The following is a 13,340-nucleotide window of genomic DNA, read 5'->3' as shown; positions in this document are numbered from 1 at the left end:
GTGCGTCACCCCGCTTGGAACCAGGGCACTGACCGACGCAGGACCTCGCCCCCGCAGCGTAACCACCCGCTGTCCACGGTCACGGGGGAACTTCAACCCTGCCACTCCACCTTGAACACCCACACGTACTGCCCCGCCCTGCGGGCCGCTTCGGGTACGTCGATCACGAGCGAGCCGTTGCTGACGGTCCAGGTCAGCGGGCGGTCGTGGCCGAGCATCGTCACCTTGTCGCCGTTGCGGATCGGCACCGGGGCCTCGACGGTGAGCTTCGCGCCCGGCCGGGCCAGCGAGTGGATGTAGAACGCCTCGTTCTGCCGGACCGTGAACCGCAGTTCCTCGCCCAGCTGTGCCATGCGCGACCAGTACGTCGTGTCGTATATCGCCTCGCCGTTGACGCGCAGCCAGCGGCCCGTCTCGCGCAGCCGTGTCTGCATGATCTCCGGGATGGTGCCGTCGGCGCGCGGCCCGATGTCGAGGAGAAAGTTGCCGTTCTTGGAGACGATGTCGACCAGGTCGTGCACGACCTCTTCGGTCGTCATGTAGGCGTCGTCGGGCGTCGCCTGGTTGTAGCCGTAGCTGAAGGGGTCGAGGCCGCGGCTGGACTCCCACTTCGCGACGACCGTGTTCTCGTACGTCGTGTATTCGGGGGTCGTGAAGTCGTGGAAGCCGATGCCCGAGCGGTCGTTGACGGTCACCTCGATGGGCCGGCGGCGGTTCTTGGCGTGGTTGAAGTACTCCGCGAGCACATGGAGGCTGTCGTTGGCACCGCCGATGTCGCACCAGATGAGCTGCGGGTCGTAGCCGTGGATCAGTTCCAGCATCTGCGGGGCCTGATAATCCCGCACGAAGTCCTTGCCCGCGCTGTAGCCGGTGTACGGCTCCGGCTGAAGGGTGTACGGGTTGCGCGGGGCGTGTCCCATCCACGGGTTGTCGGGGTTGAACCACTCGGGCATGGAGAAGTACAGGCCACGGTGGAGTTCGGGTGTGTAGCGCCTGGAGGCGTCGAAGAGTTCCTTGATCAGGTCGCGCCGCGGACCCATCTTCACGGAGTTGCGGTCGGAGACCTTCGTGTTCCACAGGGCGAAGCCCTCATGGTGTTTCGATGTCAGCACGTGGTACTGCGCGCCCGCGTCCCGGAACAGCTCGACCCACGCCCGCGGATCGAACTTCTCCGCCCTGAACATCGGAATGAAGTCGTCGTACGCGAAGTCCTCGCCGTACTTCTCCCTGTGGTAGGCGTAGACGGCGTTCGCCGGGTCCTGCATGTGGTTCCAGTACCACTCGGCGTACTGCTTGCCGACGGGCGACCAGGCGGGCACCGAGTAGACGCCCCAGTGGATGAAGATGCCGAACTTGGCGCCCTGGAACCAGTACGGCGCCTGATGGCCGGTGAGCGAAGCGTCGGTGGGCTGGTAGTCGGCGACGCCGAGGGTCAACTTTCCTTCCCTGGAGGTGACTTGTCCGCCCCGTCCGCTGACGGTCACCGTGCCCTCCCGCGTGGTGCCGGGCGCGGTGCCGGTGCGGTTGCGGATGCCGACGCGGACGCGGGCCTGCTCACCGGGGTCGAGGCGGCGGACGCGGGCGGGCTCGACAGTGCGGGCGCCGGGCACGTCGACGCCCACGGACACACCGTCGGCCGCCAGGACTGCGACCGTGCCCGCGTTGACGACGGTGGCCTCGACGCTCTGGGCGCCCGTGGACTCCAGCAGTGAGTTCGTGGAGTGTGCGTCCCGCAGGGCCAGCGCCCGTCCCTGGGCGACCGGCTGGAGGGAGAGGGCGAAGACGTGCAGGGACGACTTGCCGACCTCCGCCGGGTTGGTCTTCGGCAGCGTGAGCGCGATCGCCTCCCGTCGAGGATCCATCCACAACTCCGACGTGCCGATCCCGACGCGGTGCTCGTCCTTGGTGCCGTCCGGCTTGTAGCGGTACGCGGCCGACAGTGAGCCGCCCGGCGAGTACCAGTCGGAACCGCCGAGTCCGGCGGTCGTGCTCGAACCGTTCGCATAGTGCACGGTGGCCGTACCGGAGGCGTTGCCGTAGCTGCCCGCCGTGAGGAACAGGGCCGACAGGTAGCGGCCCTTGGGCAGCTCGATGCGCTGACCGAGCGCGACCACGTTGTTCTTGGCGCCCGCGGCGGACGACGGGAAGAGGAAGGGGACGCCGTCGACCTCGACCCGGCCGGCGGGGAGTTCCTCACCCGGGAACGTGTAGCCCGAGCCGTCGAAGTCGCCGCCGCGTGCGGTGGCGGTGTCGATGCCGTCGTTGTCGAAGAGGGCGTCGAGCGGGACGGGTATCGGGTCGGGGACGGGAACCCACTGCCCCGCCTGCCCGACGGTCGGCTCCGCGGCCTGTGCCTGGGTACCCAGGGCGATGGGAAGAGCGGCCACGGCTGTCACACCCGCCGCGGCACCCAGAACCTGGCGTCTTGCATACGTACTCACGAGCGGCTCCCATTCATCGGATGTCTGATGGTCTGGTTGCCCGCAAGGCGCTGTCAATGGGCCGTTGAGTAAAGGAAGTTGCTCCAGTGGTCGGATGACACGTCGCCCAGTGGGCAGCGGTAGGGTCACCGCGCGACAAGTCCAAGCGGGCCGGGCTGCCGCGGGCCGGCAGCCGCTCGGGCGGTCAACCGGCCCGGCATCGCGCCGGTGACCACGGGGCCCGAGCGGGCGAGACCTGACGGCGAACCATCCCGTTCGGCCGGCGTCTGCTTCAGGTCTTGCCACCCGTCGTGGCGATGCCCTGGACGAAGAACTTCTGCGCGATCAGGAACAGCAGGATCACCGGAGCGACGGTGACACAGCTGACGGCCAGCAACCTGCCGTAGTCGGCGGCGTACAGACTCTGGAAGAAGTTGACGGCCACGGGCAGGGTGAACTTCGAGGCGTCGGTGAGGAAGATCAGAGGTCCGAAGAAGTCGTTCCAGGAGGCGACGAACTGGAAGAGGCCGACGGTGATCAGGGCAGGCCTGGACAGGGGCAGCGCGATGGCGACGAACTGGCGCAGCCGTCCCGCGCCGTCGATGCGGGCCGCCTCGAAGAGCTCCTTGGGGATGCCGAGGAAGAACTGGCGCAGCAGGAAGATGTAGAAGGCGCAGCCCACCCCCAGGAAGCTCGGCACGGTCAGCGGGAGGTAGCTGTCGAGCCAGCCGAGCTCCTGGTAGATCGCGTAGGACGGGATGAGGGTGATGAACGGCGGCAGCATCATCGTGGCGAGCAGCGTCGCGAAGAGCGGGCGGCGGGCGCGCGAACGCAGGTGGGCGAAGGCGAAGGCGGCCATGGAGGAGCACACCAGGGTCCCGATGGTGGAGACGACGGCCACGAAGAGCGAGTTGCCGAAGTACCGCCACAAGGACACCCCGGCGGCGGAGGCGGAGAAGTTCCGGCCGTCGAGGTTGCCCGGCAACAGGCGTGGGGGGTAGGCGGCGATCTCACTGGCGTCCTTGAAGGCACCGGAGAGCATCCACAGGAAGGGCAGGACGAAGAAGAAGGCAGCGATGCACAGGGGGACATAGAGCGGGACGAGAGCTACGCGGCCGCGGGTGAGGGGCAGCCGGAGCGCACGAGCCGAGGGCGTGCCCTGGTCGTTGCCCGGATCCCCGTTCGCCGCCGCGCCGTTGGCTGTCGCTCTGTCCGTGGCTGTCGAGGTGGTTCCCGCGGATGTGCGGATGTCTGACATGGTCCGGTGCCTTTCAGGAGCCGAGGTAGTGGACGTGGCGGCGGGCGAACCGCAGCACGACGACCGTGAGCACCAGGACGATCAGGAACTGCACCCAGGCGAGCGCGGAGGCGTAGCCGACGTTCGAGTAGGAGAACGCCTCGTTGAAGAGGTACAGGCCGAGGAAGTAGGTGGTGTGCTCCGGTCCGCCCCCGGTCATCACATAAGGCTCCGCGAACACCTGGAGCGAGGAGATCAGGCCCATGATCACGTTGAACAGGATGACCGGGGACAGTAGCGGCACGGTGATACGGATGAACCGCTGCCACCAGCCGGCGCCGTCCACGAGGGCCGCATCACGCAGCTCCACGGGGACGTCCTGAAGTCCCGCGAGAAAGATGATCATCGCGCCGCCGGTCGCGGTGAGGCTCATGAAGACCAGGGCGGGTATCGCCCACGTGCTGCTCCCGAGCCAGTCGGGGCCGTCGATGCCCACCATGCCCAGCAGGTAGTTGAGGATCCCGGCCTGGGGGTCGAACATCCACTGCCAGACCACGAACAGCGGCACGCCGGTGACGATGGCCGGCAGGAAGAACGCCGTCCGGAAGAACGTACGGCCGATGATGGGGGTGTTGACCATGGCCGCGAGAGCCAGAGCCACCACCGTACCCAGGACCACTCGGGCCCCGGCGTAGAGAAAGGTGTGCCCCAGCGAGGGCCAGAAGTCCAGGTCCGTGGTGAACAGCACCCGGAAGTTCTGCAACCCGATCCACTCCGGCGCGGCGACCCCGTTCCACCGGGTGAAGGCCGCGTACAGCGAGAACAGCATGGGCCCGAGGGTGAGGCCGAGCAAGCCCACAAGCCAGGGCGTCAGGAACAGCCAGAAAGCCGCGGACTCCGAGTGCCGCAGCCTCCGCCAGTGTCTCGTCACGATCACGTCTCCACTCACTTCACCGTTACTCAGGCACGCAGGATCTGTGTGCCCCGTTCCTGCAGCACCCGAAGTACCTCGTCGACCGGGACCCCCCGCGCCTCCATGGCCTCCACCTGTTGCTTCAGCAGGTCCCAGACCTTGTTGAACAGGCCGCCCTGGAAGGCCACGACCTGCTGCCCCATGCCCTCGATCATGTGGTCCCAGGGCAGCGCCCGGTCGGAGGCGGACAGGCTCCGTTGCCAGCCTTTGACGGCTGTCCGCAGCGCGGGGGTGCCGAGCGATCCCAGGAGACGCTGGGCGTCGGGGTCGGCGGCCATGAAGCTGGCGAAGTGCCAGGCCTCTTCCTTGCGCTTCGACCCCTCGAAGATCGCCACGTTGTTGCTCTGGAAGGTGCCTCTCCATTCCTTCGGGTACGGCGCGACGCCCCACTCGAACCGGTCGCCGATCTGCTGGTTGAGGCTGGTGAGGGAGTACCCGAGGAAGGTGTCCATCGCGAACAGGCCGCTGGAGAATCCCGCCGCGTACTGGGCGCGTCCTGCCGCGGGCATCACACGGCGGGTGCGGACCAGGTCGTACATGAGCCGGAAGGAGGAGGCCATGCGGTCGTCCGTGGCGGTCATCTTCCTGGTGACCGGATCGAAGGGAAGACCGCCGTGGACGGTGGGGACGTCGTAGATCAGCGGGTCGGCGAACCCGTTGCGCATGCCCCAGATGCGGCTGTTGCCGGAGCCGGATGTCGCCTCCGTGGCCATCTCGACGAAGTCGCGCTCGCGCCAGCCGTCCTGCGGCGGGCCGATACCGAGCTTGTCCAGCAGGGTCTTGTTGTACGTGACGCCCTTGGGGTAGACGATCAAGGGCAGGCAGAGCACCTGGTCGCCGATCCGGGCCGGGTTCAGCGCACCGGGCACCCACTGCCCCTCGTCGACGCCGTCGCGCCGGATGAACGACGCGAGGTCGGCGTAGGCGTTCAGCTCACTCAGTCCGGACACCCAGCTCTCGGCCACGATCATCACGTCGGGCGCGGTACCGGCACGGAACATCAGCGGCAGCCGCCGGAAGAAGCCCGAGGGGTCGGCGTAGGTGTAGCTGATCCGGCTGCCGGGGTTCTTCCGGCGGTAGAGCGCGACGATCTGCCGGAATATGCCGATGGAGACGGTGTCGCCATGGAAGCCGAAGACCAGCTCGTCCTTGCGCCGGGAGGCACCGCAGGCGGCAGTGCTCCCGGCGATCGCCGCCGACGTCCCGAGCGCGGCACCCGCGCGCAGCACACCTCTTCGTGTGAGAGGGCGCATGGTCATCGCACCCCTATCGCCAGGCAGTTGACGTAGGGCGTCGGAGGGTGCTCGGGCAGTTCGACCACCAGATCGCCTCCCGGGTAGATCTGGTGGTACTCGACGGGTCCCGCGCCCAGGAGCCGGACGGAGGTGATCGCGGCCTGCGGACCGAGGCTGTGAATGATCGACCGCCGGTCCTCGGGCCAGGCCATCTGGAAGACGTAGACCGTGTCGCCACGCCGGGTGAGACGGTAGTCGGCGTCGGTCCAGGCGACCCGCTCCTCGCGGAAACCGTCCACGACGACACCACTGGGACCTTCGACGCCCGGTCCGAAAGGCCGAGAGCCGTGAATCCCCTCCCCGCACACCTCCATCCAGCCGGCCAGTTCCTTCAGGACGTGGCGACACTCCTCGTCGAGGGTCCCGTCGGGAAGTTGGGGGACGTTCAGCAGGAGGCTGCCGTTCTTCGCGACGACGTCGACGAGCAGTTCGACCACGTGGGCAGGGCTCTTGTAGACGGCGCGCACGTCGTAGAACCAGCCACCCAGACAGGTGTCGGTCTGCCACGGCACGGGCGAGAGCGCCGGTTCCTGACTGCGTTCCACATCCAGCACGCCGATCCGGCGGACTTCCGACCACCGTTCCTTCTGGGTGTAGACGGCCTGGTTGCGGCCACCGTGGCGGGCCGCGCTGGTGTTGTACAGGTGCGCGGCCGCTCGCAGACCGGCCTGCATGCCGTGGACGCCGAAGGGCGGTGCCCCGTCGGAGTAGAGCAGGTCGGGCTGGTACAGGTCGATCATCTCGGTGACCAGATCCAGCCACCGTCCGTGCCAGCCGGGGTTGGCGGTGTACCAGGGCGCAACCGGGTCGGTGCGCCGCCCCGGGACGAAGTGCTCGGCGTTGGACAGGTAGAGGTCCTCGAAGGACGGATCCGTGCCGTCGTAGGGAACACCTGCGTAGGGTCCGGTGGCGTCCGCGCCCTTGTTCACCGACCACCAGCTGAACGCGGCCCCGAGGTGTTCGGACAACCCGAAGCGCAGCCCCCGCGCACGCGCCGCCTCGCTCCACAGCCCGACGACGTCCTTGCCCGGCCCGACCTGCGCCGAGTTCCAACGGTGCAGTAGGGAGGGATAGTTGAGGAAGTTGTCGTGATGGGACGCCAGGGAGACGAGGTAGCGGGCGCCGGCCCTGACGTACAGGTCCGCCAGCTCGTCCGGATCGAACCTCTCCGCCTTCCACAGCGCGGCCAGGTCCTTGTATCCGAACGTCGACGGGTGACCGTAGGTCCGTACGTGGTAGCGGTACTGGTCGGTCCCCTCGATGTACATGTTGCGGGCGTACCAGTCGCCGTAGCGCGGCACGGACTGCGGTCCCCAGTGCGACCAGATTCCCAGCTTGGCATCACGGAACCACTCCGGGCACTCGAACGTCGACAGCGATTCCACGGTGGGCCGGAAAGGGCCCGTCATTTCCGGTCTTTGGGGCACAGCGACATCACCTCGACTGGGCTTTCCTGGTCGGTTCCGGGTGAACGTAGACCTTCCGGGAGACAGGAACCAATGGTCAGGAGTGGATATCGCTGGTCCGTTCTCACCCTCCTGATCTACTGCTGGCGCGGGTCTGGCCGGGCGGCAGCGCCCCGATGTACGGTCCCGGCATGCCGGACCGGAACTCGACGATCACCTGGAGGGTGCCGCTCACGCAGCCGCCGGTCATCGCGGACCTGGGCATCGGCCTGCACGGCGTCGACAGCCAGGTCGACGACTGGTGCCTGCCCGACCTGTGGTCACTCCACCTCTACGGATACACGGGCGAACTGGAAGTGTGCGGCACGGTCATTCCGATCGCTCCGGGGCTCGTCAGCCTCGTACCCCCGGGCGTCGCCACGCGCTACCGCTACAGGGGGACGTCCCGCCACCTTTTCGCTCATATCCGGCTGCCGGCCCAAGCCGACGAGGACTGTCCAGAGCTCCCGGCCATGCTCGACTGCGGCACCGACCTGCCCCGCATTCGCGACCGGTTCGAGACCGCGCTGGAAACCAGACCCCGTCTGCCTCACCTTGCACGTGCCGAAGTGTGGAGCCTGCTCTCCCTCTTGGCGGCCCGTCAGTCCTCGCGCTACGACGACGTCTCCGGCCTTCACCCCGCGGTACGCGCGGTTCTCTCTCACATCGAGGCGCACCTCAGCGATCCCATGAGCGTCGCTTCGCTCGCCCGGGGAGTCGGTCTGTCCCACAACCACCTCACGCGACTCTTCCGCGCGCAACTCGGCACTACCGTCGTCGCCCACATCAGGAACCGCCGCATGCACCGTGCCCACCATCTGCTGACACGTACGGCGCTGTCGGTCAAGTCTGTCGCCCCCATGGTGGGGTTCACCGACCTGCAGACCTTCAACAAGGCGTTCCGCAAGGTGTACGGAGTCGCGCCTCGCTCCATCCGTGACAGGGTCGTGAACCATCCGCTTGAGGAGGCAGCACCGGCGGTCGCTCTCGACTTGTCATACTCACAGGAGCGTTGAGTCTTGCTGAAGATCTCGTCCAGGTGCCACTCGTCACCAGGCCGGTGCTGGCGGCGCCGCAGCGCGCTGCTGCCCGAACTTCATGCACCAGCGGCGATGGTCTCGTAGGAGACGATCACACCGCGCTCAAGCATCAACTCCTCGACCTCACGGAAGCTGAGCGGGAACCGGAAGTACAGCCATGCGCAGTGGGAGATCACCTCGACCGGGTACCGGTGACCCCTGTACGACAGCGACGCGCTCCCCACGGACGGTCCCCCCACCATGATCAACCCGGAGATCATCCCACCCGCTCAGCCAACGTGACAGCGCCCGCCAGCAGCATCCGCCACTACTTCCACGACTCACTCACACTCCAGCAGGCTGCGGCTTCCCAACCTGGAACGAGCGGATACTCGACCGCATCGAGTCGCGCTATGACGAGACCGCAAGCGAGATGGCGTCCCGCCGGGTGGTGTAGCCGACCAAGGCGCCGGAATCCGCAGGTCGGGGACGGCGGCTCCGCAGGACGGGGTGTCCAACTCCCCCCAGCGGGGGGCCTCGTGGACGGCCGCCTCCGCGGAGATCGTCAGAGGCCTTGTACCGGAACGCGTCACCCTTGATCCCCTACACCACGACGCGGGACGCGACCGGACGGTCAGGCAGGCGTGGGCGGCCATGGCCAGGTCATGTGGCGGTGCCAGCCGGGGTAGCGGCGGACCTGGTAGTCGTCCAGGCCGCATTCCTGCTTCGCGGTCTGGAAGCATTCCTCGACTGCCCAGCGGCTGCCCGCGATGCGGATCAGCTCGTCCAGCGTCGTGTCGGCGGGACAGTAGGCGATGTAGTAGGAGATCTCCTCGGGCCTGCTCACGCTGCGGCGGGCAAGAACCCAGTGCCGGCGGTCCTCGCGGTGCCAGGGCCGCACCTCGACGCGTGCCCACCGTTGCAGTACTAGTCCTCGATCATGAGCCCTTTCGACGCGAGAAGCGGCTCGAGACCACACATCTCGATGACCGTCCTGCCCGCCCGGTACGCGGAGATGTAGCCGGCCTCGGCGTCGACCCGCTCCTGTGAGGCGGTGGTCACCGCAGCGGCGTCCTCGCGGCGGACGACGACCACGCCGTCGGCGTCGGCCCGCATCACGTCACCGGGACGGACGAGTACGCCGCCGATGGTGACCGGCTCACACATCGGTCCGACTGTCTCCTTGACCGTGCCCTTGATGGACACGCTGCGGGAGAAGACGGGGAATCCCAGGGCGCGCAGGTCCTCGGTGTCCCGGACGCCCGTGTCGGTGATCAGGCCGCCGAGCCCCTTGGCCTGGCAGGCGTTGGCGAGGACGTCCCCGAAGGAGCCCGCCTCCTCGTAGGCGCCGGCCGACACGACCACGACATCCCCGGGGCGGGCGTAGGCGATGGCGGTCTGCAGCATCAGGTTGTCGCGGGGTGCGCACTGGACCGTGAAGGCGGGGCCGCACAGGGACATGCGGTGGTCGACCGGCTTGATGACCGAGTCCAGCGCCCCGAGCCGGCCCTGCGCCTCATGGATGGTGGCCGAGGAGAAGGCACGCAGCTGCTCGACCAGCGCGGCGTCCGGCCGCTCGAACTTCGTGCTGACGCGGATCATGATGACCTTTCAGGCGGAGGGAGTGGCGGAGGGGGCGGCGGTCAGGTCAGCGCACGCCGTCGCGAGGCGCGCGCACGCCTCGGTGAGGACGTCCGTCGAGGTGGCGAACGAGATGCGGAAGTAGCCGGGTGCGCCGTACGCGGCTCCGTGGATCACGGCGACCTGCCGACTGTCGAGCAGGTAGCGTGCGAAGTCCTCGTCGTTTTGGATCCGGCTTCCCGACGGGGTGAACTGCCCCATGGAGTCCTGGCAGTTGACCAGGAGGTAGAAGCCTCCGTCGGGGACGGTGCAGCTGAGACCGGGAATGTCGTTGATGAGCTTCACCGTGGCGTCGCGGCGCGCGCGGTAGACGCGCACGGTTTCCCGGACGAAGTCCTGCGGTCCGGTGAGCGCGGCGGCAGCGGCGGCCTGGCTCACGGAGGAGGGGCAGGAGGAGGTCTGGGACTGCAGCGTGTTGATCGCCGTCACCAGGTCCTTGGGGCCCACACCGTAGCCGATGCGCCAGCCGGTCATCGCGTACGTCTTGGAGACGCCGTTGGTGAGGAACACCCGCTCGGCCAGACGCGGTTCGACAGCTGCCAGGGACGGGGCGTCCTCGTCGCGGTACCAGATCTCGTCGTAGATCTCGTCCGTGAGGACGCTCACCCGCGGATGGTCCAGCAACACCTGGGCCAGCGCGTGCAGTTCGCCGGTGGTGTAGGCGGATCCGGTCGGGTTGCCGGGGGTGTTGAGGACGACCCAGCGGGTGCGCTCGGTGATCGCCGCCCCGAGCCGCTCCGGAGTGAGCTTGAAGCCGTCCGCCTCGGGGCAGTCGACGACGACCGGGGTACCGTCGTTGGCGCGGACCATGTCCGGATAGGACACCCAGTACGGGGCGGGGACGATGACCTCGTCCCCTTCGTCCAGGGTGGCCATCAGGGCGAGGAAGATGACCTGCTTGGCCCCGCCGCCGACCGCGATCTGCGCGTCGGCGCACTCCAGCCCGTGGCGCTCACGAAGTTTCCCGGCGATGGCCGAGCGCAGCCGCGGGGTGCCGTTCACGGGGGTGTACTTGGTCTCGCCCGCCTCGATGGCCTCGATCGCGGCGGCCTTGACGTGACCGGGGGTGTCGAAGTCGGGCTCGCCGACGGTCAGGTCGAGGATGGTGAAGCCCTGGCTCTTGAGTTCGCGTACGCGCTGCGCCGCCGCCGTGCTGGGCGAGGGCTTGATACGGCGTACGCGCTCCGCGGTGTCCATGGCTCAGCCCTCGCGGCGCTCGAAGTTGAGGCCGCCGGGGACCTGGAAGGTGGGCAGGATCTCGATGTGGCCGATGTTGACGTGCCGGGGCGAGTCGACGGCGAACTCGATGGAGTCGGCGATGTCCTCGGGCTTGAGGGACTCGTAGCCGTCGTAGAACTGCCGCTGCGCCTCCTCCATGTCTCCGAGCAGGCGGCCGAAGATCTCCGTCTCCACGCGCCCCGGGCAGATCTCGGTGACACGTACCCGGCGGCCATAGCCGTCGACCCGCAGCTGGCGGGAGAGGGTGTGCACGGCTGCCTTGGTGGCGTGGTAGATGGTGTTGCCGCCGAAGTTGTAGACACCGGCGATGGAGCTGATGTTGACGATGTGGCCGAGGTCGCGCTCGACCATGCCGGGCATGAGCAGACGCACCAGGTGCAGAACGGCCTGGATGTTGACGGCGACCTGCTCGTCGACGGCGAACTCGTCGGCGGTCAGGATGTTGCCGGTGCGCGAGACACCCGCGTTGTTGACGAGGACGTCGATCTCCAGGCCGTCCAGTGCGACGGTGAGCGCCTCGGTGTCGGTGATGTCGACGGCGTGCGGGATGCAACCGGTGTCGCGGGCGAGGGCGTCGAGCCGTTCGGCGTTGCGCGCCACCGCGTGAACCTCGAGGCCGCGCTTGGTGAGTCGCTCGACGACCACGGCTCCGATGCCGGTCGACGCTCCGGTGACGAGGGCCGTCCTGTAGTCGGAGATGGGCATGCTGCTGTGCTCCTTGGAGTGGGGGGCGTGCGGGTGCGTGGATCTGTCAGGCGTCGCGCAGGGGCAGGTGGGCGCGGTCCTTGACCCGGGACACGGCGACGAGGGTGCCGAGGGCGGTGACGACGGCGTAGAAGGCCGGCATGTTGACGTTGCCCGTCTGGGCGATGAGGTAGGTCATCAGCAGCGGGGCCGTGCCGCCGAAGAGCGCGGAGGAGACGTTGTAGCCCAGGCCGTAGGCGGAGTAGCGCACGCGGGTGGGGAACAGTTCGACGAGCAGGATGTGGATGACGCCGGTGTGCCCGGCGAACACGACGGCCATGACACAGGCGCCGAGGACGGCGAGGGCGAGGTTGCCGGTGCCGATCAGGAGGTAACAGGGGATACCGACGGCGGCCATGGCGATCGCCGAGCCGGCGATGACCCTCTTGCGTCCGATCCGGTCGGAGAGACGGCCCATGTAGGGGATGGCGATACAGATCGCGACCAGGCTGGAGGCGGTGACGAGCAGTCCCTGGACCTTGCCGAAGTCGAGCTCGCTGCTCATGAAGGTGGGCATGTAGCTGAACAGGACGTAGTACCCGGAGCCGTTCATCAGGGGGATGAACAGGGCCAGCAGCATGGCGCGGCGGTGCTCGGCGGAGGCGAACGCCTCCTTCAGGGGGTTCTTGGACAGGTCGCCCTTTTCCTTCAGGCGCGTGAAGTTGGGCGTGTCACTGATGCGCTTGCGGATGTAGATCCCGGTGATGCCGAGCGGTACGGCGAGCAGGAACGGTATGCGCCAGCCCCAGGACTCCATGCGTTCGGTGCCGAGTCCGCTGGTCATGGCGGCCGCGACCAGCGTGCCGGTGAGCAGGGAGAGGAACGAGGCGATCTGCGCGTAGCTGGTGTAGAGGCCGCGCTTGCCCTCCGGTGCGTGCTCGGCGAGGAAGCTCATCGCGCCCGACGCCTCGCCGCCGACGGAGAAGCCCTGGGCGATGCGCAGCAGGATCAGCAGGGCCGGCGCCGCGATGCCGATGCTCGCGTAGGTGGGCAGGAGGCCGATGGCCGCGGTGGCGACGCTGATCAGCATGATGACGAAGACCAGCATGCGCTGGCGCCCCATGCGGTCGCCGAGGTGGCCGCAGATGATGCCGCCGAGGGGGCGGAAGAAGAAGGAGACGGCGTACCCGAGGAAGACGAGCTGGATGGCGTTGTCGGAGCCGGGGAAGAAGACGGCGGCGAGCGTTCCGGCCATGAAGCCGAAGATGCCGTTGTCGTAGAGCTCGGCGAAGATGCCGACGCATCCCGCGAGGGTGACCTTCCGGGCTGTTCTCGGGTCGACGGTGTTGGGGACTGGCTGAGCGGCCATGGTGGTCATGGCGTCTCC

The 13,340-nt window shown here is 68.0% G+C and carries 10 protein-coding genes and 2 pseudogenes; 1 reads left to right on the top strand and 11 read right to left on the bottom strand.

The genetic code is table 11. The features are described from left to right. Positions 1-92 precede the first annotated feature (92 nt). The 5 genes from HDA41_RS33305 to HDA41_RS33285 all read right to left on the bottom strand — a co-directional run bounded on the left by HDA41_RS33305 (position 93) and on the right by HDA41_RS33285 (position 7,334). Positions 93-2,441, bottom strand: coding sequence for an alpha-L-fucosidase (locus HDA41_RS33305; RefSeq protein WP_184990593.1), 2,349 nt, complete (start codon positions 2,439-2,441; stop codon positions 93-95). A gap of 271 nt (positions 2,442-2,712) precedes the next feature. Next, positions 2,713-3,678 carry a carbohydrate ABC transporter permease gene (locus HDA41_RS33300; RefSeq protein ID WP_184990591.1) on the bottom strand — a complete coding sequence of 322 codons (966 nt, stop codon included), beginning with the start codon at positions 3,676-3,678 and terminating at the stop codon, positions 2,713-2,715. A gap of 13 nt (positions 3,679-3,691) precedes the next feature. Then, entirely contained in the window at positions 3,692-4,588 is an 897-nt protein-coding gene (locus HDA41_RS33295) for a carbohydrate ABC transporter permease (RefSeq protein ID WP_184990589.1), read from the bottom strand. 29 nt (positions 4,589-4,617) lie between these two features. Further along, positions 4,618-5,883, bottom strand: a complete 1,266-nt coding sequence (locus HDA41_RS33290) for an ABC transporter substrate-binding protein (RefSeq protein WP_184990587.1) — start codon at positions 5,881-5,883, stop codon at positions 4,618-4,620. Between the two features lie 2 nt (positions 5,884-5,885). Further along, the gene (locus HDA41_RS33285) at positions 5,886-7,334 is read right to left on the bottom strand and encodes an alpha-L-fucosidase (protein WP_184990578.1); all 1,449 of its coding nucleotides are present in this window, start codon (positions 7,332-7,334) and stop codon (positions 5,886-5,888) included. A 188-nt stretch (positions 7,335-7,522) separates the two neighbouring features. On the opposite strand from HDA41_RS33285, the gene HDA41_RS33280 reads away from it, so the two are divergent. Beyond that, positions 7,523-8,386 (top strand): AraC family transcriptional regulator, encoded by an 864-nt coding sequence (locus HDA41_RS33280; protein WP_184990576.1) that lies wholly within the window; start codon positions 7,523-7,525, stop codon positions 8,384-8,386. Between the two features lie 11 nt (positions 8,387-8,397). On the opposite strand, the pseudogene HDA41_RS42855 reads toward HDA41_RS33280, so the two are convergent. The 6 genes and pseudogenes from HDA41_RS42855 to HDA41_RS33250 all read right to left on the bottom strand — a co-directional run. Continuing rightward, positions 8,398-8,652 (bottom strand): annotated as a pseudogene (locus tag HDA41_RS42855) (IS6 family transposase); the annotation flags it as partial. 366 nt (positions 8,653-9,018) lie between these two features. Next, a pseudogene (locus tag HDA41_RS33270) lies at positions 9,019-9,344 on the bottom strand (IS701 family transposase); the annotation flags it as partial. Beyond that, entirely contained in the window at positions 9,317-9,991 is a 675-nt protein-coding gene (locus HDA41_RS33265; protein WP_184990574.1) for a 4-carboxy-4-hydroxy-2-oxoadipate aldolase/oxaloacetate decarboxylase, read from the bottom strand. The pseudogene HDA41_RS33270 and the gene HDA41_RS33265, both read right to left, overlap by 28 nt. A gap of 9 nt (positions 9,992-10,000) precedes the next feature. Beyond that, a complete protein-coding gene (locus HDA41_RS33260) occupies positions 10,001-11,227 on the bottom strand; it encodes an aspartate transaminase (RefSeq protein WP_184990572.1) in 1,227 nt (408 codons plus the stop codon). 3 nt (positions 11,228-11,230) lie between these two features. After that, complete coding sequence (locus tag HDA41_RS33255) at positions 11,231-11,974, bottom strand: SDR family oxidoreductase (RefSeq protein ID WP_184990570.1); 744 nt, start codon at positions 11,972-11,974, stop codon at positions 11,231-11,233. Positions 11,975-12,020: 46 nt separating this feature from the next. Continuing rightward, positions 12,021-13,331, bottom strand: a complete 1,311-nt coding sequence (locus tag HDA41_RS33250) for an MFS transporter (protein ID WP_184990568.1) — start codon at positions 13,329-13,331, stop codon at positions 12,021-12,023. Positions 13,332-13,340 lie beyond the last annotated feature (9 nt).

The sequence above is a fragment of the Streptomyces caelestis genome (assembly GCF_014205255.1).
Lineage (GTDB): Bacteria > Actinomycetota > Actinomycetes > Streptomycetales > Streptomycetaceae > Streptomyces > Streptomyces caelestis.
The sequence above is the reverse complement of the archived record's forward strand: the minus strand, read 5'-3'. Positions and strand labels throughout refer to the sequence as shown.